The 24,750-nt window shown below is 69.3% G+C and carries 18 protein-coding genes and 4 pseudogenes; 13 read left to right on the plus strand and 9 right to left on the minus strand.

Annotated elements, in window-relative coordinates; all coding sequences use genetic code 11:
• Positions 1 to 4 precede the first annotated feature (4 nt).
• The 5 genes from B9S58_RS07450 (at position 5) to B9S58_RS07470 (ending at position 7,326) form a co-directional block, all read left to right on the plus strand.
• Positions 5 to 1,153: a dihydrodipicolinate synthase family protein gene (locus B9S58_RS07450; protein WP_103531325.1), complete on the plus strand. Its 1,149-nt coding sequence runs from the start codon at positions 5 to 7 to the stop codon at positions 1,151 to 1,153.
• Positions 1,150 to 1,983 (plus strand): sugar phosphate isomerase/epimerase, encoded by an 834-nt coding sequence (locus tag B9S58_RS07455; protein ID WP_103531326.1) that lies wholly within the window; start codon positions 1,150 to 1,152, stop codon positions 1,981 to 1,983. The genes B9S58_RS07450 and B9S58_RS07455 overlap by 4 nt, the downstream gene beginning before the upstream one ends.
• A 451-nt stretch (positions 1,984 to 2,434) precedes the next feature.
• Complete coding sequence (locus tag B9S58_RS07460; protein ID WP_103531327.1) at positions 2,435 to 3,418, plus strand: hypothetical protein; 984 nt, start codon at positions 2,435 to 2,437, stop codon at positions 3,416 to 3,418.
• Between the two features lie 195 nt (positions 3,419 to 3,613).
• Positions 3,614 to 5,692, plus strand: a complete 2,079-nt coding sequence (locus tag B9S58_RS07465) for an ATP-binding protein (protein ID WP_258044213.1) — start codon at positions 3,614 to 3,616, stop codon at positions 5,690 to 5,692.
• 5 nt (positions 5,693 to 5,697) lie between these two features.
• Entirely contained in the window at positions 5,698 to 7,326 is a 1,629-nt protein-coding gene (locus B9S58_RS07470; RefSeq protein ID WP_258044214.1) for an ABC transporter substrate-binding protein, read from the plus strand.
• A gap of 174 nt (positions 7,327 to 7,500) precedes the next feature.
• Here the strand turns inward: B9S58_RS07470 and B9S58_RS07475 are convergent, their stop codons facing one another.
• Positions 7,501 to 8,208 carry a VOC family protein gene (locus B9S58_RS07475; protein WP_103531329.1) on the minus strand — a complete coding sequence of 236 codons (708 nt, stop codon included), beginning with the start codon at positions 8,206 to 8,208 and terminating at the stop codon, positions 7,501 to 7,503.
• Between the two features lie 290 nt (positions 8,209 to 8,498).
• Here B9S58_RS07475 and B9S58_RS07480 point away from each other — a divergent pair, with 290 nt between their 5' ends.
• Both B9S58_RS07480 and B9S58_RS07485 read left to right on the plus strand, forming a co-directional pair.
• Positions 8,499 to 9,380, plus strand: coding sequence for a lysozyme (locus B9S58_RS07480; RefSeq protein ID WP_103531330.1), 882 nt, complete (start codon positions 8,499 to 8,501; stop codon positions 9,378 to 9,380).
• 124 nt (positions 9,381 to 9,504) lie between these two features.
• Positions 9,505 to 10,152 carry a peptidoglycan recognition family protein gene (locus B9S58_RS07485; RefSeq protein ID WP_103531331.1) on the plus strand — a complete coding sequence of 216 codons (648 nt, stop codon included), beginning with the start codon at positions 9,505 to 9,507 and terminating at the stop codon, positions 10,150 to 10,152.
• A 397-nt stretch (positions 10,153 to 10,549) separates the two neighbouring features.
• On the opposite strand, the gene B9S58_RS07490 is transcribed toward B9S58_RS07485, so the two are convergent.
• The 3 genes from B9S58_RS07490 to B9S58_RS07500 all read right to left on the minus strand — a co-directional run bounded on the left by B9S58_RS07490 (position 10,550) and on the right by B9S58_RS07500 (position 12,332).
• Positions 10,550 to 10,942, minus strand: a complete 393-nt coding sequence (locus B9S58_RS07490) for a hypothetical protein (RefSeq protein WP_103531332.1) — start codon at positions 10,940 to 10,942, stop codon at positions 10,550 to 10,552.
• Positions 10,943 to 11,296: 354 nt separating this feature from the next.
• Positions 11,297 to 11,521: a DUF397 domain-containing protein gene (locus B9S58_RS07495; RefSeq protein WP_103531333.1), complete on the minus strand. Its 225-nt coding sequence runs from the start codon at positions 11,519 to 11,521 to the stop codon at positions 11,297 to 11,299.
• Positions 11,508 to 12,332, minus strand: coding sequence for a helix-turn-helix transcriptional regulator (locus B9S58_RS07500; protein WP_103531334.1), 825 nt, complete (start codon positions 12,330 to 12,332; stop codon positions 11,508 to 11,510). The genes B9S58_RS07495 and B9S58_RS07500 overlap by 14 nt, the downstream gene beginning before the upstream one ends.
• 227 nt (positions 12,333 to 12,559) lie before the next feature.
• Here B9S58_RS07500 and B9S58_RS07505 point away from each other — a divergent pair, with 227 nt between their 5' ends.
• The 4 genes from B9S58_RS07505 (at position 12,560) to B9S58_RS07520 (ending at position 17,073) form a co-directional block, all read left to right on the plus strand.
• Complete coding sequence (locus tag B9S58_RS07505; RefSeq protein WP_103531335.1) at positions 12,560 to 12,880, plus strand: hypothetical protein; 321 nt, start codon at positions 12,560 to 12,562, stop codon at positions 12,878 to 12,880.
• Between the two features lie 563 nt (positions 12,881 to 13,443).
• The gene (locus B9S58_RS37295; protein ID WP_181009222.1) at positions 13,444 to 13,812 is read left to right on the plus strand and encodes a peptidase inhibitor family I36 protein; all 369 of its coding nucleotides are present in this window, start codon (positions 13,444 to 13,446) and stop codon (positions 13,810 to 13,812) included.
• A 67-nt stretch (positions 13,813 to 13,879) separates the two neighbouring features.
• The gene (locus B9S58_RS07515; protein WP_219818871.1) at positions 13,880 to 14,506 is read left to right on the plus strand and encodes an ABC transporter ATP-binding protein; all 627 of its coding nucleotides are present in this window, start codon (positions 13,880 to 13,882) and stop codon (positions 14,504 to 14,506) included.
• A complete protein-coding gene (locus B9S58_RS07520) occupies positions 14,503 to 17,073 on the plus strand; it encodes a hypothetical protein (RefSeq protein ID WP_103531338.1) in 2,571 nt (856 codons plus the stop codon). The genes B9S58_RS07515 and B9S58_RS07520 overlap by 4 nt, the downstream gene beginning before the upstream one ends.
• Before the next feature lie 159 nt (positions 17,074 to 17,232).
• Here the strand turns inward: B9S58_RS07520 and B9S58_RS07525 are convergent.
• From B9S58_RS07525 to B9S58_RS07535, 4 pseudogenes are all read right to left on the minus strand, one after another.
• Positions 17,233 to 17,433, minus strand: a pseudogene (locus tag B9S58_RS07525) (hypothetical protein); the annotation flags it as partial.
• A 4-nt stretch (positions 17,434 to 17,437) separates the two neighbouring features.
• Positions 17,438 to 17,536 (minus strand): annotated as a pseudogene (locus B9S58_RS38810) (AraC family transcriptional regulator); the annotation flags it as partial.
• A gap of 180 nt (positions 17,537 to 17,716) precedes the next feature.
• Positions 17,717 to 17,825: pseudogene (locus tag B9S58_RS40160) on the minus strand (DUF6584 family protein); the annotation flags it as partial.
• Positions 17,826 to 17,870: 45 nt separating this feature from the next.
• Positions 17,871 to 18,998 (minus strand): annotated as a pseudogene (locus B9S58_RS07535) (MFS transporter); the annotation flags it as partial.
• A gap of 56 nt (positions 18,999 to 19,054) precedes the next feature.
• On the opposite strand from B9S58_RS07535, the gene B9S58_RS07540 reads away from it, so the two are divergent.
• The gene (locus B9S58_RS07540) at positions 19,055 to 21,280 is read left to right on the plus strand and encodes an ATP-dependent RecD-like DNA helicase (protein WP_103531339.1); all 2,226 of its coding nucleotides are present in this window, start codon (positions 19,055 to 19,057) and stop codon (positions 21,278 to 21,280) included.
• 215 nt (positions 21,281 to 21,495) lie between these two features.
• A complete protein-coding gene (locus B9S58_RS07545) occupies positions 21,496 to 22,794 on the plus strand; it encodes a citrate synthase (RefSeq protein ID WP_103531340.1) in 1,299 nt (432 codons plus the stop codon).
• 534 nt (positions 22,795 to 23,328) lie between these two features.
• On the opposite strand, the gene B9S58_RS07550 is transcribed toward B9S58_RS07545, so the two are convergent.
• The coding region (locus B9S58_RS07550) for a heavy metal translocating P-type ATPase (RefSeq protein ID WP_103531341.1) at positions 23,329 to 24,750 on the minus strand (1,422 nt) is incomplete at its 5' end.

Below are 24,750 nucleotides of genomic sequence, written 5' to 3' on the forward strand. Positions count from 1 at the left end.
TGACATGACGATCCACCTCCCGCAGGGCCCCTACGTGCCGCGGACCGCACCGCTCGACCTCGCTCCGGGAGCGGCGGCTCCCTCCTCCCGTACGGTCTTCTCGGCGGCCCACGTGGTCGCCGACCCGTTTGCCGACATCGCCCCCGGCGACCCGGCGGCCGTCGACTGGGATTCCACGCTCGCCTTCCGCCGCCACCTGTGGGCGCACGGTCTGGGCGTCGCGGAGGCCATGGACACCGCGCAGCGCGGCATGGGCCTGGACTGGGCGGGCGCGGCCGAACTGATCCGCCGCTCGGCCGCCGAGGCGAAGGCGGTGGGCGGCAGGATCGCCTGCGGCGTGGGCACCGACCAGCTGCCCGACGACGGCACGCCGACCCTGGCCGAGGTCGGGGCGGCGTACGAGGAGCAGCTGACCCTGGCCGAGGAGCGCGGCGCCCAGCCGATCCTCATGGCATCGCGCGCCCTGGCCCGCGCGGCGAACGGCCCGGAGGACTACCTCGCCACCTACGCCCACCTCCTGCGCCAGGCGTCGGAGCCGGTGATCCTGCACTGGCTGGGCCCGATGTTCGACCCGGCGCTGGAGGGCTACTGGGGGAGTGCCGACCTCGACGACGCCACGGACACGTTCCTCGAGGTCGTCGCCGAGCATCCGGACAAGGTCGGCGGCATCAAGATCTCCCTCCTGGACGCGGCCCGCGAGATCGACGTCCGCCGCCGCCTCCCGGGCGGGGTGCGCTGCTACACGGGCGACGACTTCAACTACCCGGAACTGATCGCGGGCGACGAACGGGGCTTCAGCCACGCGCTGTTGGGCATCTTCGACCCGCTGGGCCCGCTGGCGGCACACGCGGTGCGGGTGCTGGACACAGGGGACGTGGACGGCTTCCGGGCCCTGCTGGACCCCACGGTCGAACTCTCCCGACACCTCTTCCGGCCGCCGACCCGCTTCTACAAGACGGGCGTGGTGTTCCTGGCCTGGCTGGCCGGCCACCAGGACCACTTCACGATGGTGGGCGGCCTCCAGTCGTCCCGCTCGCTGCCGCACCTGGCGAAGGCGTACGAACTGGCGGACGGCCTGGGCCTGTTCCCGGACCCGGAGCTGGCCGAGCACCGCATGCGCTCCCTGCTCGCGGTCCACGGAGGCGCACGATGACCGACGACCTGACCCGCCTGAGCATCAATCAGGAAACGCTCAGGCAATGGTCGTTGCCCGAGCTGGCCGAGGGTTGCGTGAAGGCGGGCATCGGTGGGGTGGGTCTGTGGCGGGCCCCGGTGCAGGAGTACGGTGCCGAGCGCACGGCGCGGCTCATGTCCGACGCCGGGCTCACGGTCACCAGCCTCTGCCGGGGCGGCTTCTTCACCGCCCTGGACCCGGCCGAACGCGCTCGCGCCCTGGACGACAACAGGATGGCGATCGACGAGGCGGCGGCCCTGTCCACCGACACCCTGGTCCTGGTCTCCGGCGGCCTGCCGCCCGGCAGCCGCGACCTCCTCGGGGCCCGGGAGCGGGTGGGCGACGCGCTGGCGGAACTGGCCCCGTACGCGGCCGCACGCAACGTACGCCTGGCGATCGAACCCCTGCATCCGATGTACGCGTCCGACCGCTGCGTGGTCTCCACCCTCGCCCAGGCCCTGGACCTCGCGGAACGGTTCCCGGCCGAGCGGGTCGGGGTGGTCGTCGACACCTACCACCTCTGGTGGGACGACGGGGCTCCGGCTCAGATCGCCCGCGCGGGCGCCGGTGGCCGCATCCACTCCTTTCAGCTGGCCGACTGGATCACCCCGCTCCCGGCGGGCGTCCTGCTCGGGCGGGGCCAGCTGGGCGACGGAAGCGTGGACTTCCGCGCGTTCCGTCGGTACGTGGAGGCCGCCGGCTTCGACGGGCCGATCGAGGTGGAGATCTTCAACGAGGCGCTGTGGGCCCGCGACGGGGCGGAGGCTCTGGCGGAAGTGGCGGACCGCTATGTACGACATGCCTGCTGAGAGCCCTGCGCCGCATCGTTGGTAAAGAGACGGCAAAGGGTTGCAACCTTTGCGTACCCTCCCGTGTCACACATGGCGTCGGGGCTTCCGGGGAGGGGTCCGGGGGGAACGGGAAGGCCCGACGGGAGGGGAAAACGAGGGGGGTCCGGCCGCGAGGCCGGGCCCCATTCGGCTTTTGCCGGGCCGAGACGTCGCCCGGAGAGGGTGGCTCCAGACGCGTGGCCGTGCGAACCGGTCCGACGGGTGCGATGTCGGCATCGTCCACCACCCGGCGTCACCAATGGCTGCGGAGCGGAGTCGCCCATGGGGCGGGCCTACGCCTCGGGCTCGCAAGAGGCCCTCTGCGTAAGCGAGTTGAGGAAACAATGCGTGGGGGAGGTGTATATCGTCGGCGAGTCCGGGTACATGCGGCAGCTAAGTCCTCGCAAATAAGTACGACAGGATCCTGTGAGTGTCAGATTCCATACCGTCGTTACCCGAGCACGACGCCTTCGTCGCGTACGCCGACAGGTACGGCCCTCGCCTGCTGCTGTGGGTCTGGGACAGGGCGGAAGGTGAGCTGGACCGCCATGTCTCCTGTGCCGGGTTCGGCTCCCTGCAGAGCATCCCCATGAGTGCGGTCAGGCTTCTCGTGGACCATCTGGCTGCCGAGGAACTGCTCCAGCCGGTCGGTGGACCGGGCCTGGCAACCGGCGCTCCGGTGGTGACCCTGCGGGCCGCCGGTGCGGACCGGGCACGCCGACTCCAGGTCCTGCGTGCGAACGCCGCCGAGCGCACGCGGCACGCGGCGCGGGCGGTACTGCACTGGACCCACGCCAACACGCACCGGCAGCCTCTGCGGATCAGTGGATTCCTCGACTCGCCGGACGTCTTCTTCCTCGGTGAGGCCCTCTCCCGGAGCGAGGTGGCCCGGGCCCTCACCTACCTGGCCGAAGAGGAACTGATCACCTGTCAGGGCCCGTTGTTCCACCACGACGTCGGTTCGCACGTGGCGCTCACCTCGCACGGCGTGGCGGCCGTGCTCAGCGGTGCCGCGGACATCGGCGCGTACATCGCACGTCAACGCGAGTACGGTCGGCCCACCCAGCACACCCATATCGCGGCCGGGACGATCGAGCACCTCACGCAGGGCGACTCCGACCACAGTGTGCGCACCACGATCGACCTGCACACCGCCTTCCCGCCGGCCGGACTGGCCCGGCTCATCGCGGAACTGGCGCCAGCGCTCGACCTCGATCCGGAGGAGCTCGCGTCCCTGTTGCACAGCGCGGATTCACTGGCAGGCGGCGGTCCCGACGACGAGCCGCCGCCCGACCGGCAGCGTGGCCTGATGGAAGGCATCCGGCGCAGGCTCGGTTCCGCTCCCGACACCGTCGGCCGGCAGCTCCTGCTGGACGCGGTCGGTCAGGCGCTGGGGAGGCTGCTCGGCGGCTGACGGTTCCCGGGTGCCCGGCGGGCCGGGGCAGACACGCGGAGAGGGACCCATCGGTACGAGGGACCCATGGGTACGAGGGACACGAGGAGACGCGGGAAGGGGGGCTCGCGCGGGCGGGCCGCGCAGGACGAAGAGGGGGGGCGGAACGGGGGGAGATGAGCGATGCGGACGTCTTTGTACGCACGGGATCCGATCTTGCGAGGATTGGTCCCCCGGCTGGTGGGCCTGGCGCCCGACCGGCGGGTACTGGTGCCCCAGGAGCACCGGGCCTACCTGCCGGTGACGCTGGTGTCCGGGCGCCACGGCATGGGCAGGACCGCGGTCCTCGACGCCCTGGACGAGTCCTACCGCGGGCGGATTCCGGTTGGCAGGGTCGATGCCACGCGCGTCGAACAGGCACGGCGGTCCGGCCCCGCGGCGGCCAACACCTCGGCTGTCGTCGAGATCCTGGAGCGGCTGGTGTGCGAGCTGGCGCCGACAGTCCCGGGAGCGGCGCGGATCCGCTTCTCCCGCCTGCTGCCTGGGCTGTTCGCCGTGTCCAGTTGGCACCGCGGCGATGAGGAGGAACAGAGGCTGGCCCGCGACCGGATCGCTCGTCTGCTCCTCGCCTGCGACCTGGAGAAGGGGACGGAGGAGGACGGCACCGGCTGGACCTACGACGTCAGTGAGCGGCTGGCGGACCCGCACCGGCGGCAGCACGATCTGGCCCCTGTCACCGAGGCCGTCGTCCAGCAGTACTTCGAGCGGCACACCCGGACCCGCGCCGAAAGATCTGTGCAGCGGTGGTACCACGAGCGTTCCAGCGGATCCGACGACGGCGAGACCGCCCTGATCCGGCTGAGCCTGCGCTTCCACCAAGGCGGCGACTTCCAGGACGCGGTCGAACGCACCCTGACCGCCGCCTTCCTCGAAGACCTCGCCGACGCCTACGGCCGGTGGCAGCGGGTGAACCGGGCCCCCCGGCCGCTGGTTCTGCTGGACAACGCGCACACGGCGGCCGGGCGGCGCGTTCTGGACCTGCTGCTCGACCACCGGGCCGTGCCCGGCTCCGACAGCATGGATCCCCTGGTCGTCGTGGCGACCACACTGGGCGGCGCCGAGGCACGCTATCCGGACGCGACGACCAAGGAGCTCCCCGAGCTCACCCACGCGTCCGGCTGGGAACGCGTGGTCGCCTCGTCGCCGTCGGCCGGAGTGCTCGTGACCCCGCTGACCCCGCTCAGCAGGGGGGACCTGCTGCTGATGCTCGACCCCGCCCGCGGGCCGCTGAACCGCCACCTCCCCTCGGCGCTGTACGCCCTCACCCAGGGGCACCCGCAGGGCAGCAGTCTGCTGTGCGAGGCGGTCGTCCGGGCAGGCGGTGAACACCCCGTCGAACCGGATGCCCTCCTCGACCTGCCCGCCGACGAGGGCCGGTCGGCGGGCGAGGTGCTGCTGGAGCGTTTGGTGCCGCAGCCCCAGTTGCGCGCCCATCTGGCACCACTCGCCCTGGCACGCGACCGGGTCGCCGCTCAGGTACTGACGGCCGTCGCCGTCCCGGTCGACGGCGGGCTCCCCGGCGCGGGGCTCCCCACCGTGGCCCGGTATCTGGAGGAGGAGCACTGGACGGACGGCGCCCAGGCCCCGGACGGTACCGACGGACCTGGTGGGAGCGGGTCCGCCGCGGAGCCCGGGTTCGTGGCCGACCCCTTCCTGCGGGCCCTGCTGATCCACGCGGCCCGCCGGGTCTGCGCCGCGGCCGAGCCGGGTCGCCGCTGGGCGGACCTGCACGGCCTGCTGCTCCAGCACCACAGGGAGCGCGGTGCCGGTCACGAGCCGGACGTCCTGCGGCACACGCTCGCGGTCGGGGACGCGGAACGGGTGGTGAGCACCCTGACGGAGTACTTCGACCTGTGGCGGGCGGAGCGTTGGCTGGAGATCCTGCCCTATGTCGCCTCCGCCCCGCACCCTCCGCGGGGGGAGTGGAGCGACCACCGGGTCGAGATCGCCCGGGGCGGTCACGATCACCGGCACACCGGGACCGACGACGTCCACCGCTCGGTCAACAGGCTGCTGCACGCGCTCTGGTACCTGTCCGAGACCTACGCGGAACCACTGGACGACCTGTGCGAGGACATCGGCTCCGAGCTGGCCTTCCTCTCGATGCGCCATCCGTCGGGCCGTGCGGTGCTCAACGAGGCGGCACGCTCCTGGCCGGCCGCCGTACGCGAGCGCCGGCCCTGTCCGACGTACCGACCCGAGTACGGACGCGGCCCTCTCCGCGGCGAGGAGTGAGAACTGTGCTGGACCGTTTCAGGAACCGGGCGCTGGGCCCGGGTGACAAGGTCATCGCCCTGGCTGTGGGAGTCCTCCTGCTCACGGCGGCGGTCTTCGCGACCCTACGGCTACTGCCGGAGAAGTGTGGCGACGGACTGGTGGCGGCCGGGGAGGAATGTGTCGGCGTCACCGCGGGGGTCCTGGACGGCGACCCCGGGCTGGACAGCCTGATCCGCGCTGTGGCGGACGAGAACGCCCGTGTCGAGAAGGGATGGGAGGACCCGGAGAACGGACAGGCCCGCATCCCCTTCGTGCGGATCGCCCTCATGATGCCGTTCACCTCGGATGCCACCAGCGCCATGAGTACGGCGCAGATCGCCCGAGCCCTGGCGGGCGCTCATGTGGCACAGCTCCGGTCCAACGCCCAGGCAGGGCCCCGGTACCAGCTGCTGCTGGCTGACGACGGGAAGGATCTCGACCACTGGGAGCCCGTCGTCGAGCGGCTCGCGCCGATGATCGACGACGCGTCACCGCTGGTCGGCGTGTTCGGCATGCCCAACAGCACCCCGGACACGCTCGCGGCCGCCGAGGCCCTTTCCGGGCACCGGATTCCGGTGATCGGCCCCATCCTCACGTCGACCACGATGCAGGCCGAGTACTTCTTCAAGACCTCACCGTCGAACTACCTCCTGGCGCAGGCGCTGGGCACGTACCTGGAGAAGCACCCGGGGAAGGGGGCCGGCTTCCTGGTGTCCGACCGCCGGGAGCGTGACAGCTACTCCGCCGACCTCAGGGACGTCTTCCTGGAGCACTTCGGCGAGGAGTACGGGCTGAAGCAGCGCCAGGCGTCCTATCTGGGAGTGATCGGCGACGACAAGGGCGTGCCCCAGCGTTTCGCCGACGCGGCCCGGAGCATCTGCCTGACCAAGGCGGACGCCGTCTTCTTCGCGGGCCGCGACCACGACCTGCCGCACCTGGTGAACCGGTTGGCGAACGAGCCCTCCTGCGACCACACCGAGCCGACGCGCATCCTCAAGGTGGGGATCGGCATGGACCCCGAGTCCACCGGGCCCGAGATCACCGAGCAGCTGCGGGACTCCCGGATCACCCTCGTCGGCGCGGCCTCGGTCGACACCTTGTCCTGGGAGGACACCACGCGGCTCGCGGCAGGCCCCCGGGGCTTCCTGAAGCACTTCGAGAAGCTGCGCAAGACGGTGCAGGACGATCCGGCATGGGGCGAGAAGCCCTTGGACGACGGCTACGCGGTCATGTACCACGACGCCTTCAGCGTGCTCGCCCAGGCCGCCGACCGGGCGTACGACGACATCAACGGCACCGAGAGGAAGAGGGAGGACGGAGACCGGCGGGGGAAGGACGGAGCAGTGGACCTGCCGAACCACGACGACGTGTACAACACCGTCATCAACATGAACATCCTGGGTACGGACACCGGTGCGAGCTGCGTCACCTGTGTGCGTGGAGCCAGCGGTACCTTCGGCTTCGACGACTCCCCCGACACCCGGAAGTGGGCGGTCTGCAAGCCCGTGCCCGTCATCGAGTATCCGGCGGGGGCCGCCGCCCGTAAGGGGACGGAGAAGGCCGACCGGGTCTACCGCACCCATGAGGAGATCTTCGACGGTTCCTGCCCCTGAACCGTCCAGGTCCCCACCGGGCGTTCAGGGCGGCAGGGCCGGGCAGGGGCGCAGTACCAGGCAGGGGATTCGGTGGCCGCGGCGGTCGCCGAGGGAACCGGGGCCCCGGCGGACGGACATGGGCAACGGCGTGCCGTCCGAGCGGCGGCCGCCAGGCCCGTCCGGGCGTGGCGATCAGCTCCGCAGCTCCGCGAGCCTGACCAGCGCGTCGGTGGCTGCTTCCCCTTCTCCGGGCCGGAGTCGGACCGCCGCCGCCTCCGCCAGCAGCTCCGCCGCCCGCTCCGCGTCTCCCATCCGCTGCGCGACGTCCCCGCGCAGGACGAGAAGCCGCAGCTTCTGCACCGGAGTCGGGTGCTCGTCCGTCAGCCCCAGCACCCGGTCGATGATCTTCGCCGCGCCCGGCAGGTCCTGCTTGGAGTCCGCGAAGAGGTCCGCCATGTGCAGTGCGCGGGCGAAGGTCTCCTTCGGTGCGGGCCGGTGGTTCTGGTCATCGCTGATCGGCTGCCCGATCCGGATCGTGTTCCCGGTCGGGTCGGTCATCAGGAACTGCCGCACCCCGTACGACATGTCCTTCAGCGGACCTATGCGCGGCAGCCCCCGCGTCGGGACGCGCCCGCAAGCCTGCTTGAGGCACGCCCGGAACGCCGTGTGCAGGCCGTCCACGTCATCGGTGAGGACGTAGCACCCGGAGTGGGAGGACGCCGGGTCGTAGTCCTTCATGCCGTACAGCTGGAGCTCGACCGATCCCCGCTCGACGACGGCGTACGCGTACGGGCTCTTCCGCAGGTACGTCGTCTCGAAGCCGAGGGCGGTGTAGAAGTCGACGGTGGTCTCGATCAGCGAGGTACGGCAGGGCAGCATCGGGACGGTCGTCTCGGTCATGCGAGCAGAGTAGTCAAAGTTGATTACCTGGAGCAAGAGGCATTCGGCGGCCGGTCGTCGCTCCTGCGTGTTTCCGCTTACCCGTGGGGCGGGATCGGCCGCCGGGGGCCTTCAGGGGTGAAAATTCCCCCCGCTCCGGCGTGTTCTCGCAGGTGAGGTGTTGCGACACAGGTCTAGACCGAACGGCCTCTCTACGCCCCTCCCCGCCCGTGCGTTACCCATGTCATGTTCATGGTATCCGGTAATCGGATGCCATGGACCTCTTCCCGTCAACGTGCCCGGAGGTGGCTATGCCCGCGTACCCTTCTCCGTCCCGCCGCGTCAAGAGATCCCGAAAGGCTCTGCCGGCCGCCGCTCTCGGCAGTGCCGTGGCGCTGCTCCTGACCGGCGCGGGCACGGCCGCCGCCGCGCCGCCCGACCCTGACAAGCCGATCCGGTCCGGACAGGCGTGGATGGGGGCGGGCGCCCGCATCGAGCAAGGCCCCGCGTCCTCGGCGGCGGGCGGGGTCACACCGATGGACACCAGCGGCGTCCAGGGCATCGACGTCTCCCACTGGCAGGGAGCGATCAACTGGGGCTCGGTGAAGGCCGCGGGCATCGACTTCGCCTACATGAAGGCCACCGAGGGAACCTCCTTCAAGGACAGCCGCTTCAACGCGAACTACACCGGCTCCTACAACGCCGGCCTGATCCGGGGCGCCTACCACTTCGCCCGCCCCGACGTCTCCGACGGGGCGACCCAGGCCAACTACTTCGCGAGCAGCGGCGGAGGGTGGTCCAGGGACGGCAAGACCCTCCCCGGTGTGCTGGACATCGAGCACAACCCGTACGGCGCCATGTGCTACGGCCTCTCCACGACCCGGATGCGCACGTGGATCAACGACTTCTACAACACGTACAAGGCCCGGACCACCCGCGACGTCGTCATCTACACGACGGCCGGCTGGTGGAGCACCTGCACCGGAAACTGGACCGCAATGGCCACCAAGTCGCCGCTCTGGGTGGCGCACTGGGGCACCAGCAGCCCGAACATCCCCAGCGGCTTCCCCACCTGGACGATCTGGCAGTACACGGCCACCGGCCGGGTCGGCGGGGTCTCCGGCGATGTGGACCGCAACAAGTTCAACGGCAGCTTCGCCAGGCTTCCGGCCCTCGCCAACAACTCGGCGTAGCGACTCCGTCCCTCTCGACGGCCGGATGGGTCCGTCAGCGACGCACCCGGTCGCACCGCGGCCGCCCCACTCGCCACCGTCCTTGCCGTCGCGCGTCCGCCGGCCCCCACACCAGGAGCTCGCCGTGAACCTTCCGCAGCCGTCCCGTCGCCACGTCCTCCTCGCCGGTGCCGGCGGCCTGGCGGCCGTTGCCCTCCCGAGCACGGCCCATGCCTTCGGCGCCGTCGAACCGGATATCGACAGCACGCTCCAATGGCAGGCCCGTTCACCCCGGAGCCCGGTGAACCTGGTGGGGAAGCGCCCGACCATGATCGTCGTGCACCACACGGTCAGCGACAACACCTCCGACGTCTCCCGCGCCCAGGCCCACCGCCACGCCCACTGGGTCCAGGACCTGCACATGGACAGGAACGGGTGGACCGACACCGGCTACCACTTCCTCGTCAGCCGGGGCGGCTGGATCACCGAGGGTCGCCACCGCAGCCTCAGCACACTGCGGAGCGGCAGCGACTTCGTCCTGGGCGCGCACACCTCCGGCCAGAACGGTGCGGGCATCGGGATCGCCAACGAAGGCGCGTACCACGACGGCGCCCAGCCGCCGCGGGCCCAGTGGGAGGTCCTGGTGACGCTCTGCGCGTACGTCTGCGAGCGGTACGCCATCGCACCGAGCCGCATCTACGGCCACAAGGACTTCGGCGACACGCTCTGTCCGGGCGTCCTGCACGACAGGCTGCCGCAACTGCGCAGCGAGGTCGCGGCGAGCATGGGCTGAGCGCGGGGCGCAGGCGAACAGACGGGGAGTCCGGCTTCCGGCCCCTCCACACACGCTACGACCGCCGCCACAGCGCCGACCTGGTCGGCCGCGTGATCGCGAGCAGGGCCAGGCCCGCCGCCAGGGCTCGAATCGGGCCACCCGGTCACCTCGCCGACCGGCTGACCACGTCGCCGCACCAGCCCCTACGTGGCCGCGGAGAGCTGTGCTCCGCGGACGCGGTGAGAGCCTCTCGTGCCGATCTCGGCCCGCCCCGGGCGAGTGCCAACCGGACAGCGACGCAGGGGCGTTGGCGGAAGATGTACCCCGAGACCGTCCTGCCGTAGAGGGTGGTCGGGAGTGCGACAAGGCGTGCACGGCCAGAGCTGCACGACCAGAGCTGCACGAGCTCGGTCGTTCACGGCCGAGAAGTTGACTGGGGCGCACTCCGCTGTGGTCCCCGCTCCGTGGCGTACTCGCGCAGCGTCTTGGCCGGGTCGTCCCCCAGGACATTCGCGAGGTGTCTCACGGCCCCGGACGAGGAGCAGGACCCCTTGTCGGACAGCCGGTTCTTGAAGAGCATGGAGATGAAGTACAGCGTGAGATCTTCGAACCGCCCGCTGTACTCCCACCGCTTCCACTCGTAGCGCCTGTTGAACTCGCAGCCCCAGTAACTGGTTCGGACCCAGCGGTAGCTGACGACGACGAAGAAGAAGTCGTAGCGCCATTTCGTCACCACACGCGTCTTACGGCAGGGACGCCAGGTACACCATCCCCAGTACCGCTCCTCGATCTCGACTTGCTCGGGCATGATTGCCGCCCTCCGGGTGGGGATACCTCCGGCGAAGCGGGTGCCCGGGACTGCGGCGTTTGCTGGTCAGCCGCGCTCGGAGACCCGCCAAACACACAGTTCGTCTTCTTCTTTCTACGCCGCCGCCGCCCGGCACCCGGCAACCGGACCGGACGGGAGCCTCGGGCGCCGGCGAGGGGCTCGCGCAGGCTTCCGTTCCGGCCAACCGGTGAGATGGTCTTCACCGTGGAACCTCGCGGCAGGCCAGGCCGCTGTAAACCTCTCTGCTCAACTCCTCGACCTGCGCGTCGAGACCTCGCCAATTCATGCGTCCCCCGCCGTTCGCGGTCGGAGCGCCAGGGGAGTTCCTGTCCTTCAGACGGGGAACTCGCCGCTCCCGATCGCGGTGACGAAGGAGGACCAGCCGTCGGCGGAGAAGACGACGGCGGGGCCGGCGGGGGCCTTGCTGTCGCGGACGGGGACGGAGGCGTGGCCGAGCGCGACCTCAAGGCACTCGCCCTGGTTCCCTCCGCTGTAGCTGGACTTGAACCAGCCCGTGAGGGTGGACGCGTCCACAACGCTCCGCCTACTGCTGACCATGTTCGTGCTCCTCCGCTGCGGCCCGCACGCGGGCCACCGACTCCTGGTGCGACAACGCATCGCCCAGAGCGAGATCGTAGGCCGTGCGGCTGGACGCCACCAAGCGCGGATCGTCCATCAAGTTGCCCGTCTGGAAGCCCTCGACGTACGCCACCGGCGCGGAGTCCGCGAAGCTCATCAGCGTCAACAGGCTCTGCTGGAGGGAGTGGGCTCCGGCCTCGAACGGCAACACGTGCAGCCGCAGTCGTCCCGCCTCGGCCATGTCCGCGATCTTCCGTAGTTGCCTGGCCATTACCTGCGGGCCGCCGACCCGCCGCCGCAGCACCGCCTCGTCCAGCAGGGTCCACATCACCGGATTCAGCGGACCGTCGAGAATGCGGGCGCGCTCTGTTCGAATGACAACGTCCTGGTCAACCTGCTCCCGGCGGTGGTTGGGACGGTACGCCTGGAACAGGGCCCGTGCGTAGGCATCCGTCTGCAACAGGCCGGGTACGAGCGTCAGCGCGAACTGCTGGATGAGCACTGCCTGCTGTTCCAACTCCGCCACAGCCGCGAAGTTTTCGTCGTACTTCGTCTCCAGGTCCTCAAGCCAACGCGCGAAGAACCCGTCCGTGCCCAGGGCCCGGTCGATCCGCTGCGCATCGTCCGGACTCGGCAGCCGCCGCCCCGCCTCGTAATGGCTGATGAGTGTCGGCGAGCAGACGACCTGTTCGGCCAGTGCCTCCTGCGTCATTCCGGCGGCCAGGCGTCGTAGCCGCAACTCGTCGCCGTACTTCTGCCGTGCCGTACGCGGCTTGCCATTCGCCTTCATCCGCACCCAACTCCTCGACCTGACCAGCGTGCTGTCATGCCCGACCCCCTAGAAGCGTAGCGACTAGCGACCTCACTCTGTGATGGGTTCGCTACACAAAGAAGCGAACCCTATTCGCCCGAGGATCAGAAAGAAGGCCCCCCCATGAACCGCGCCACCGCTCGGCCCCCGAACTCGCTGCCGCCATCCCCGCGCCTTCGCCGCGGTCTTGGAAGCGAGGCCGTCGCATGAGGGCGGTCGGTGGGCGGGACGTCTCCGTCGCGCGGCTGCTGCCGTGGACGGGTACGGGTGGCAAGCCCTGCTACGTCGTGGGGGACGGCACCGGTTACGTGTCGCGGAGGGCCGACGAGGTGGAGGACATCCAGCTCGACATGGCTTACGAGTTGCTCGGGCACGCCGACGGTCTGCTGGCAGGGCCCGGTGCCACCGCACCGCAAATCCACTTCCTCGCCAGTCGGTTGAGAGAGTCTCTGGAGCAGGTCCAGCGGATCGCGGAGAGCAGGGGCTCCCGATTGGAGGCGGCGCTCTCTCGGTTCGCGCCGCCCTAGTCCCAGTCTGAGCCTCAGTCGAACAGCGAGGTCAGCTCGTAGGTTCGGATCCGATGAAGGTGCTCGTGAGTCGGCGTATTCGGCGATGCGGAACAGTGAGGCGCGTGGTGAAGTCGTCGGTGTCGTGTGTGCCGAAGCTGTGCTGCTCCCCACACACGTGAGGATTGGCCCCAAAGGTCCGTGAGTTCACGAATGTCGACGCGCTGATCCCCGTGATCCGAACGGTGGTATATCGATGACGAGCGTTACCGGGGAGTGACTTGTGACGCCCAGGATCCGGTATCGGTCGAATGTCTCGCGGGCATCCGGGACGAATTCCGGTCGTCGAATACAGAGCACGCGCGCGTATGCACGAGCGCTCAGTGGTGACCCGAGATCGAACACCCGCCCCAGTCGCGGCATGCGGGCGACCTGTTGTCAAGTCATGTCAGATGAGTGGCCAATGTGTGGCGTGATGCCACTGTGACCCTTGAATCGCAAGTATGTCTACGCACATGATCTGTCGACTCCGAGCAACACCTGTCGGACGACTTGCAGCCCACCAAACCAGCCTAGGAGACATTTTGAGAGCCAAAAAGGTCATAGCTTCGACCGCGCTCCTGTTCGCTGCCCTGGCAATGACGCCCAGCACGGCTAACGCCGCCCTGAGCCAATGCAACTCGAACAACATGTGCCTGTGGGGAAACAACGACTTCGCTTGGCTGATCGGCGAACGCGGCCACGGCCAGAGCTCGTTCGCAAACCTGAGCGGCGAGAAGAACGACGAGATGGACTCCTGGGCCAACCGTTCTGCAAGCTACGATGGCTGCATGACTGAACACGCCAACGGCGGCGGGGACAAGCAGGGCATGCGCAGGGCCAGCAACGACAACAACGTCTCCCCCCTGAACAGCGACGAAGTGACGTCATTCCGAACCTCAGGCGGTTGTTGAGTTGATTAAGGCCGTAGATGCCACGATGATTCGGACCAGGGGGGTCTGCAAGGCCTATCGCTCCGAAGTGGAGACTGTGTGGGCCGCGCGGGATGTGGACTTCGAAGCACGACCGGGCGAGTTCGTGTGCATTTACGGCGCCAGCGGTTCGGGTAAGTCGACCCTGCTCAATCTGCTGGCAGGTCTGGATCTCGCCGACACCGGCGAGATCCAGGTCGGCGGCGTCGAAGTGGGGACCGCCGGTGATGAACAGCGAGCTGAGCTCAGGCTCCGCACTGTGGGCGTCGTGTTTCAGGACCACAACCTGATCCAGGAATTCACAGCGGCCGAGAACGTCTCCCTGCCCCTGGAAGCACTCGGCCTACCGACCGCACAAGCCCGCGCAGAAGCCCTGCGACAGCTGGCACGGGTCGGCCTTCCCGGCCTGGAAGACCGGTTTCCCTCACAGCTCTCCGGCGGGCAACGCCAGCGCGTAGGTGTGGCGCGCGCCCTGACCGGAAAGCGCGCGGTGCTCCTGGCGGACGAGCCGACCGGAGCGCTGGACTCCGCAGCCACCCAGGAACTGTTCACCTTGATCCGCACACTGTGCGACGAGGGCGTACTGGCCGTGATCTGCTCACACGATCCCCGCTGCCGGGACTACGCCGACACCGTCTACGAGGTCGTGGACGGCCGACTGGAGAGTCGTTCGTGAAGCCTCGATCCGCGGAGGCCGCTGCCGGACAGCAATCGCGCCTGGCCTTCCGGCTGGCACGGCGGCTGGGACGCTCGCGCGCTCTGATCCGCTCCACCCTGACGGTGTTCGTCGCCGCGGTCTTCGTCATGACGATGTTCATCGTGCTCAAGACGCTGTCCCTGTCCGGCGCGCAGGTCGCCGACCGTGACATGGGCCGGTTCGATGCGTCGGTGGGCTACGGCAGCATCCAGCTCCCGCCCGGGGACGACACATTCGTCCCCGAGCTGCGAGAGCGACTACAACAGGCAGGCATCACGGACACGTTGGTCATGCTCAGTGCCTTCGACGTCCAGCTCGACACCACGCCGGCACGCAACGTGACCATGTTCGAGGCCGACTGGAGCTCAAACCCCTACCCGCGTCGCTACGACCTTCAGTCCGGACGTTGGCCGACCGGTCCGGGCGAGGTCGTCGTCACCGAGCCCCACGACGTGCGGACAGCACCGGGAAAAGAGCTGACCGTGCTGGGAGACGTCCGCCTCAAGGTGGTCGGCACGGCCAACGACCGTAATGCCAGCACCACGAACCTGCTGGCAGGCCCTGGCACGTGGGCGGCGTTGGACGAGAACCTGGTCGAGGGTTTCCCCATCCTGGCCACCCAGCCCCTCCTCCTGTGGTCGGGTGCCGAACCCAAGAGCGGAATCACGGCGTTCAGCGCCGCAATCCGCAACTGGGAGAAGGAGCAGAACAGAAAGTCTGAAAGTGATATCGCCGTCGCCAACACGCTCTCCCTGCGGGAAGAGGGCAGCGGGGAGGGGTTCTGGATCGAGAAGACCCCAGCCGGCTACACGGTCCCGGCGCTCCTGGTGCCGCTGGGCGCCGTACTGCTGGTGTTCGGGCTGAACGACCGGCGCTTTCGGCGCACCGCGGGCTCCCTGACCTCCCTGGGCATATCCCGCCGTACCGCAGCAGCCGGCCTCACTCTCGCCACGCTGGCCTGGTCCCTTATCGCGGCGACCGCAGGAGCCGCAGCCGGTCTCGGCGTCGGCGCGGCCGCCCGCCTCCTCGTCTCCCGCCTGAGAGAGCGCCCGGCCGGTCCCATCGACGGACTCGCCGATCCCGCCCTCCGCCTGCTCATCCTGATCGTGCTCACCTCCCTGGTCGCAGGGCTGGCACTGGCACGCGACGATCGCCGCCACGCCTCTGCGCCGGCCAACCGTGACAAGACCGGCCGCTCCACGGACGAAGCAGCCACCACCAAGACGTCCCGTCGCATCCGGGATACCCGCCAGGTACTGGCAGTCCTAGCCTGGTGCGCCACAGCCGTCTACGCCGTCCGTGTCGACTCCCCGGCCATGGCCATGACGCTGACCGGCTTGGTGACTGTCGCTGTGCTGCTGGTCATCCCCGAGGCGTTCGCTCTGACGCTGAAGTTCATCCCCGAGAAGGGGCCCCGCTCCCGGCTCGCCCGCCGACAGCTGGCCGCCGACTCACGCCGTGCATCCGCCTCCCTTGCCGTACTCACGGTCCTCTTCGGAGCTTCCCTGGGATTCCTTGCCCTGCTGGACACGCTGCTGCGCACGGCTGACACGCAGAGGCACCCCGACGTGCTGTCCGGCCAGATCCTGCTGGCCGACAGCACCAGTGACCGTTTCGCCCCCACGAAGTCCGTACTGCGGGCCGCAGAGGCAACCGGCCTCCTGGATGGCCACCCCCGCCTCGAGGTGACTCCCGCTTACACCATGGACAGGAACAACGTCACCCGTTCGGCCACCCGGCCGGGCAGCGACACCATCTTCCTCACCGTGAAATCCCCTGCCGACGCCGAGCGCCTGCTCGGGCATTCCCTAGGCCGTGATCAGTTGGCCACCCTGACCGCAGGAGGCTTGCTCATCTGGTCCGATGCCCCGGGCGCCCCGGAAGGCACCTCCGCACGTACCAGCCTCGTCGTGCACCAGGACGACAAGACCCTTGGCCGCACCCCGGAACTCCCGATGGTCGCGGTGGACGCGGCACCGACCCAGTGGCGAGCCGGCAGCGACGGCATCATGCTTCGATCCACCGCGAGCGAGCTTCGGCTGCCCCTGCCCCCTCAGGGGCCGATCATGATCACCGGCCTTGCGGACACCCAGACCGAAGCCGTTCAGCAAGCCCTCATCACCTCCGGGCACGACGGACGTGCGGCACGGATCTACGTGCCCCCCGAGCCGGCCGTCGCACCGGCGGCGCTGCTCGCCACCGCGGTCGCGCTGGTAGTCCTCGTCCTGGCCACAGTACTGACGGCCATCCGCGGCCAAATTCGCACACTGCGCGGCTACATGGCCGGACTGACCGCCCTGGGGCTGCCCCCTGCCTGGACTCGGCGCATCCTGCTCTACCAGCAGGCAGCCCTCATAGCGGTCAGCACCCTGCTTGGTCTCATCATCGCCTTGCTGCCTACCGTGATCATCGCCAACCGGATCTCCGGCTTCGTCCTGAGCGTTCCCTGGGCACAGTTGGCCACTCTGCTCGCGGCCATTTACCTCGCGGCCCTCCTGGCCGCCACTCGTTCACTCCTCCGACTCCGGGCAGAAAGAGAAGGCTGATCGTTTCGCGTGTTGGCGGGATCTGCGTCAGTGACCACGAGGGTGTGGTTGAGACGCGAGGAACCGGCGCGCACAGCGCGCGAGGTGACGTCGCCGGCGAAACAGATGCTGAGGTTGAAGCTTCAGCTTCAAGAATCGAACCTGCGGAGGTAGAGACACTCACCAGGCCGCCCGCCGGGGCCGATACGTGCTCCGGGCCGGCAGACAGGTGTCGATGACCTCGGCGACAAGGGCGGCGCCGCGGCTGTTCTGGTGGATGTGGTCGGTCGTGAGCACGAGGCCTCGGCGCCTCGAGGCCGTGTCGAGGCCGCGGCGCAGCACTGCGTGCCGGAGGAGGGCGCCGGCGCCGGCTGCGGTCGTCTGTCGGGAACCCACGAAGGTCGAAGCCGACATACGAGCTGACGTACCGCTGCAAGGCGGGCGCCGGACGCGCATCGACACTGGTACCCGTATGGTCCTGCACCTTCGGCAGTGTACAAACCGGTGAGCCCGGCAAGTTGGCCGTCCGAAACAGCACGCGGGCAGTTCCGGGGCGAGTCCGGTGCACTGTTCGCGGCCGTCCCACGTGACCGGCCGCCCCGGGGGCTCCGAGGCAGCCTCCCGTACGGCAGCCAGTCGTTCGGCGGCGGGGCGCGGGCGCGGGCTCGTGCGAGGAGGAGGGGACAGGACCGCGCAGGGCGCTGCCTCGCCACCGGTACGCGTCCGGCGGCGAGGTCCGCGTCCACGCGGGCCAGGGTGTCGTTCAGGGCCATGCGCTCAAGACGGGGGTGGGGGAGGGGAACGTACGAGTGTGTTGTTCACCGGGCCGGGCCGCGTACCTCCTGCCGCCCGCTGCGCCCGCTCCGCCTCTCCTCCGCCCGGGGCTCCGGACCTGCCCCCGGCGCCATGAACAGCGTCGCCGCCAGCGCCAGGAGAAGCAGCCCCGCACAGACGTATCCGGAGACCTGGACGCCGACCGCCATCGCCTCGCGTGCCGCCTCTGCCGCCGATGCCGTACGCGGCTGCGCGGCGAGCGCCTTGATCGCCGATCCGGCGCTGTCCGTCACCACGCCCCCGAGCCGTTCCGCTTCGTCCGGTGCGACTCCGTCCCGGGTGAGCCGGTCGGTCGTTCCGGACGTCAATGTGCTGAAGAACAACGTGGTCAGAAGGGCGATACCGAGTGCCGACCCGAGCTCGCGGGCCGTGCTCTGGATGCCCGACGCCTGGCCTCCGCTGCGTTCCGGTACGTCCACGAGGACGATGTTGGTGACCTGTGCCGTGGCGAAGCCGACGCCGATCCCGTACACGAACAACGCGTGGGCGATGAGCCACCAGGAGCTGTCCGTCGACGCGATCAGGGCCAGCATCGTCAGCCCGGCGGCCTCCAGGACCAGACCGATCCGGACCTGTGCGAGCGCGGGCACGGTCGCCGCCATCGGGAAGCTCGCCCCGGAGGCGGCGAAGCTGCCCGCGGCCAGGGCGACGAGGGCCAGGCCCGCCTCGAACGCGCTGTAGCCGAGGGCGAACTGCAGCCAGAGCGGCAGCACCGCGATGATGCCGAACTCGCCGAGACCGACCATCAGCGTCACGAAATTGCCGTTGCGGAACGAGTGGATGGAGAACAGCCGCACATCCATCAGCGGCTCGTCGCCCGCCCGGCTCAGCACGGCCTGCCTGCGCCAGAACACACCCAGGGCCAGGACGGACAGGAGCAGGGCGACGAACACGGGCGAGAGCCCGCCGCTCCAGGAGAAGCCCCCGGCCTCCAGTGGTTTCGTCGTCATCAGCCAGCCGTACGTGCGCCCCTCGATCAGGATGAAGGCGAGCAGGCCCAGGCCCGCCGCCGACAGCACCGCGCCGACGCCGTCGACCCGGCCCCGGGTGCGGGGCGACGCGTCCAGGTACCGGAGCACCCCCACCACGATGAGGGCGACCAGCGGGATGTGTGACGGGGCCCGGGGCCGCGAACCGCACTGTCAGCGCCAACCGGTAGCGTCGGGTCATGTCCAACATGGCCGTCCTCGAAGGTGTCCTGGAGCGGATCACCTACGCCAACGAGGAGAACGGGTACACGGTCGCCCGCGTCGACACCGGGCGCGGGGCGGGCGACCTCCTCACCGTGGTCGGTGCGCTGCTCGGCGCGCAGGTCGGTGAGTCGCTGCGGATGGAGGGCCGTTGGGGCTCGCACTCGCAGTACGGCAAGCAGTTCACCGTGGAGAACTACACAACTTTGCTGCCCGCCACGATCCAGGGCATCCGCCGCTACCTCGGCTCCGGACTGATCAAGGGGATCGGGCCGGTGATGGCCGACCGGATCACCACCCACTTCGGCGTCGACACCCTCGACGTCATCGAGCAGGAGCCGAAGCGGCTCGTCGAGGTCCCCGGCCTGGGCCCCAAGCGCACGAAGATGATCGCGGCCGCCTGGGAGGAACAGAAGGCGATCAAGGAGGTCATGGTCTTCCTCCAGGGCGTCGGCGTCTCCACCTCCATCGCCGTCCGCATCTACAAGAAGTACGAGGACGCCTCGATCTCCGTCGTGAAGAACCAGCCCTACCGGCTGGCCGCCGACGTCTGGGGCATCGGGTTCCTCACCGCCGACAAGATCGCCCAGGCCGTCGGTATTCCGCACGACAGCCCCGAGCGGGTCAAGGCGGGTCTGCAGTACGCCCTCTCCCAGTCCTCCGACCAGGGGCACTGCTACCTCCCCGAGGAACGGCTCATCGCGGACGGCGTCAAGCTGCTCCAGGTCGACACCGGGCTGGTCATCGAGTGCCTGGCCGAGCTGGCCGCCGATCCGGAGGGCGTCGTACGGGAGAAAGTGCCGTCCGCCGAGGGCGGCGAACCGATCACCGCTGTCTACCTGGTCCCCTTCCACCGGGCCGAGCTGTCCCTCGCCGGGCAGGTGCGGCGGCTGCTGCGGACGGGGGAGGACCGGATGCCGGCCTTCCAGAACGTGGACTGGGAGAAGGCCCTGGCCTGGCTCGCCACCCGTACGGGGGCCTCGCTCGCGCCCGAGCAGGAGGAGGCCGTACGGCTCGCGCTCAGCCGGAAGGTGGCCGTCCTGACCGGCGGACCCGGCTGCGGGAAGTCGTTCACCGTCCGGTCCATCGTCGAGCTGGCCCGGGCGAAGCGGGCGAAGGTCGTGCTGGCCGCGCCCACGGGCCGCGCCGCCAAGCGCCTCGCCGAGCTGACCGGGGCCGAGGCGTCCACCGTGCACCGGCTCCTGGAGCTGAGGCCGGGCGGGGACGCCGCGTACGACCGGGATCGTCCGCTGGACGCGGATCTGGTCGTCGTGGACGAGGCCTCGATGCTCGATCTGCTGCTCGCCAACAAGCTCGTGAAGGCGGTGGCACCCGGTGCCCACCTCCTCCTCGTGGGTGACGTCGACCAACTGCCCTCGGTCGGCGCGGGGGAGGTGCTGAGCGACCTGCTCGCGGAGGGAAGTCCCGTCCCCGCTGTCCGGCTCACCCGGATCTTCCGCCAGGCCCAGCAGTCCGGAGTCGTGAGGAACGCGCACCGGATCAACGCGGGACAGCCCCCGCTCACCGAAGGGCTGAGCGACTTCTTCCTCTTCGTGGAGGACGAGACGGAGGACGCGGGCAAGCTCGCCGTCGATGTGGCGGCCCGCCGTATTCCGGCCAAGTTCGGCCTCAATCCACGTCGCGACGTGCAGGTCCTCGCCCCGATGCACCGGGGGCCCGCCGGTGCGGGGCACCTGAACGGGCTGCTCCAGCAGGCCATCACCCCGGGCCGTCCCGACCTCCCCGAGAAGCGGTTCGGCGGCCGGGTCTTCCGGGTCGGCGACAAGGTCACCCAGATCCGCAACAACTACGACAAGGGCGAGAACGGCGTCTTCAACGGCACGGTCGGCGTCGTCACCGGCCTGGACGTGGACGAACAGAAGCTCACCGTCCGCACCGACGAGGACGAGGAGATCGGCTACGACTTCGACGAGCTGGACGAACTGGCCCACGCGTACGCCATGACGATCCACCGCTCCCAGGGCAGCGAGTATCCGGCCGTCGTCATCCCCGTCACCACCAGCGCCTGGATGATGCTCCAGCGCAACCTGCTCTACACGGCCGTGACGAGGGCCAAGAAGCTCGTCGTCCTGGTCGGGTCCCGTAAGGCGATCGGCCAGGCGGTCCGCACGGTTTCCGCAGGCAGGCGCTGCACGGCACTGGATTTCCGGCTCCGGGGCGGCTCGGGCGAAGACTTCGTGTGACCCCTGCACAAAAATGATCGATCAAATCGGTGGGAAACATCACGGAGGTCTTCCGGAACCGCAGTCAAGGGGGCAGGATGAGTAAGTTGGCGGCACTCAGTGCCGTCAGTAGGTCCAATGGACGACCCCGAGTGCACTCTCCTGAGCCGAATGGGGGAGGGTGGAAGACAGTCAGGGCACCTCGAAGAAGAGGCACTACGTCGGTGAGGGATGACGTGAGCGAGCACACCAACAACGCTGTAGTACTGCGGTACGGCGATGACGAGTACACCTATCCGGTGATCGACAGCACCGTCGGCGACAAGGGCTTCGACATCGGGAAGCTCCGGGCCAATACCGGCCTGGTGACGCTGGACAGCGGATACGGCAACACCGCCGCCTATAAATCCGCCATCACGTACCTCGACGGTGAGCAGGGCATTCTGCGCTACCGCGGATACCCGATCGAGCAGCTCGCCGAGCGCTCGTCGTTCCTCGAGGTCGGGTACACGCTGATCAACGGCGACCTGCCGAAGGTCGACGAGCTGGCGGCCTTCAGGAACGAGATCACCCAGCACACGCTGCTGCACGAGGACGTCAAGCGGTTCTTCGACGGCTTCCCGCGCGACGCCCACCCGATGGCCATGCTGTCCTCGGTCGTCAGCGCGCTGTCCACGTTCTACCAGGACAGCCACAACCCGTTCGACGAGGAGCAGCGCCACCTCTCGACGATCCGCCTGCTGGCGAAGCTGCCGACGATCGCGGCGTACGCCTACAAGAAGTCGATCGGGCACCCCTTCGTCTACCCGCGCAACGACCTCGGGTACGTCGAGAACTTCCTGCGCATGACCTTCTCGGTCCCCGCCCAGGAGTACGTGCCGGACCCGGTCGTCGTCTCGGCGCTGGACAAGCTGCTCATCCTGCACGCGGACCACGAGCAGAACTGTTCGACCTCCACCGTGCGTCTGGTCGGCTCCTCGCAGGCGAACATGTTCGCCTCGATCTCCGCCGGCATCTCGGCGCTGTGGGGCCCCCTGCACGGTGGCGCCAACCAGTCCGTGCTGGAGATGCTGGAAGGCATCCAGGCCAACGGCGGCGACGTCGACTCCTTCATCCGCAAGGTGAAGAACAAGGAGGACGGCGTCCGCCTGATGGGCTTCGGCCACCGGGTGTACAAGTCCTTCGACCCGCGCGCCAAGATCATCAAGGCTGCCGCCCACGACGTGCTGTCCGCGCTCGGCAAGTCCGACGAGCTGCTCGACATCGCGCTCAAGCTGGAGGAGCACGCGCTCTCCGACGAGTACTTCGTCTCGCGCAACCTCTACCCCAACGTGGACTTCTACACCGGTCTGATCTACCGGGCCATGGGCTTCCCGACCGAGATGTTCACCGTGCTCTTCGCACTCGGCCGCCTTCCCGGCTGGATCGCCCAGTGGCACGAGATGATCAAGGAGCCCGGTTCCCGGATCGGCCGCCCGCGTCAGATCTACACCGGCGAGGTCCTGCGCGACTTCGTCCCGGTCGAGGGCCGCTGACCCGGACCTCGTACCGCGGGGTCCCGCACCGCCGGATCCTGCACCGCCCGTAGTGCCCGGCCTCTTCGGCCGACTGCCTTCGCCCCGCGTACCGCGCTTCGCACAGAGCGCGGTGTCCGGGGCGATTCGGCGTTCCGGGGGCTGAGGCGGGAGCGTTCCAGGGAGCGGGAGAGGGGGAGGGCTGGAAGGGAGAAGCGCCCCGCCGCCGATCCCCCCACGGGTCGACGGTCGGGGCGTTTCCCATATCCCGGAGCGGATTCCCCCCACGGGATCCGGCCGGGCGTCTGCGGGGAGCCGAAGCTCCCGTGTTCTGTTGTGTTCCCTTGTGCTGCGATCTGCCGGGGTACGTACGCACGGGAGGGCCGCTCAAAGCTCCCCGGTGCACGTGCCCCGGCCAAACGCTTGCCACAGGAGCGTCCCCCAAGACACTCCATCGGACGTCCCCCAAGACATCCTTGGCATCGCACTCTAAGACTCGCGAACCCACCGGATGGTTACCCTGAAGCCGGTGTGATCTAAATCTCTTTGTGGAAGTTACGTGAAGGCACGCAACCGTAGGCTGTTCGTGACGACGAACACGGACGAAAACGCCATGGCGGCTCCCGCGATCATTGGGTTGAGCAGGCCACTTGCAGCCAGGGGCAAGGCCGCGACGTTGTACCCGAAGGCCCAGAAGAGGTTGCCCCTGATGGTGGCCAGCGTACGCCTGGAGAGGCGGATCGCGTCAGCGGTCACCTTGAGATCTCCACGAACCAGCGTGAGGTCGCTCGCCTCGATCGCCGCATCCGTCCCGGTGCCCATCGCCAGCCCCAGGTCTGCCGTGGCCAGCGCGGCCGCGTCGTTGACCCCGTCGCCGACCATGGCGACGACCCTTCCCTCGGCCTGAAGGCGCTTCACGGCGTTCACCTTGTCCTCGGGCAGCACCTCCGCGTGGACCTCGTCGATGCCCACCTCACGCGCCACGGCCTCCGCCACCGCCCGGTTGTCGCCGGTCAGCAGGACGGGCCGCAGCCCCAGGGCGCGCAGCTCGGCCACGGCGGCCGCACTGCTGTCCTTGACCGCGTCCGCCACACCGAGCACGCCCCGGGCCTCCCCGTCCCAGGCCACGGCGACCGCCGTACGGCCCTGCTCCCCGGCCTCCGCCAGGGCCTTCGACAACTCGGGCGGGAGGGGGATCGCCGCGTCGGCGAGGAGTTGTTCCCGTCCGACGAGGACGGCGTGGCCTTCGACGGTGCCCTGGACGCCGAGTCCGGGGATGTTCTGGAAGTCCTCGGGGGTGGGGAGGGGGCCGGTGATGTCGGTCGCGGCGGCGGCGACGGCTTGGGCGATGGGGTGTTCGGAGGCGTTCTCCAGTGCTCCGGCGAGGCGGAGGACTTCGGTGGGGGTGGTGGTGGGGGTGGTGTGGGTGGTCTGGAGGGTCATGCGGCCGGTGGTGACGGTGCCGGTCTTGTCGAGGACGATGGTGTCGGCGCGGCGGGTGGTTTCGAGGACTTCGGGGCCCTTGATGAGGATGCCGAGCTGTGCGCCGCGTCCGGTGCCGACCATGAGGGCGGTGGGGGTGGCGAGGCCGAGGGCGCAGGGGCAGGCGATGATGAGGACGGCGACGGCCGCGGTGAAGGCTGCGGTGAGTCCGGCGTCGTTGCCGAGCCAGAAGCCGAGGGTGGCGAGGGCGAGGGCGATGACGATGGGGACGAAGACGGCGCTGATGCGGTCGGCGAGGCGTTGTGCGGAGGCCTTTCCGTTCTGGGCGTCTTCGACGAGGCGGGCCATGCGGGCGAGTTGGGTGTCGGTGCCGACGCGGGTGGCTTCGACGACGAGGCGGCCGCCGGCGTTGAGGGTGGCTCCGGTGACGGTGTCGCCGACGCCGACCTCGACGGGGACGGACTCGCCGGTGAGCATCGAGGCGTCCACGGCGGAGGCGCCCTCGACCACGGTCCCGTCCGTGGCGATCTTCTC

The sequence above is a fragment of the Streptomyces sp. SM11 genome (assembly GCF_002910905.1).
Classification (GTDB): domain Bacteria; phylum Actinomycetota; class Actinomycetes; order Streptomycetales; family Streptomycetaceae; genus Streptomyces.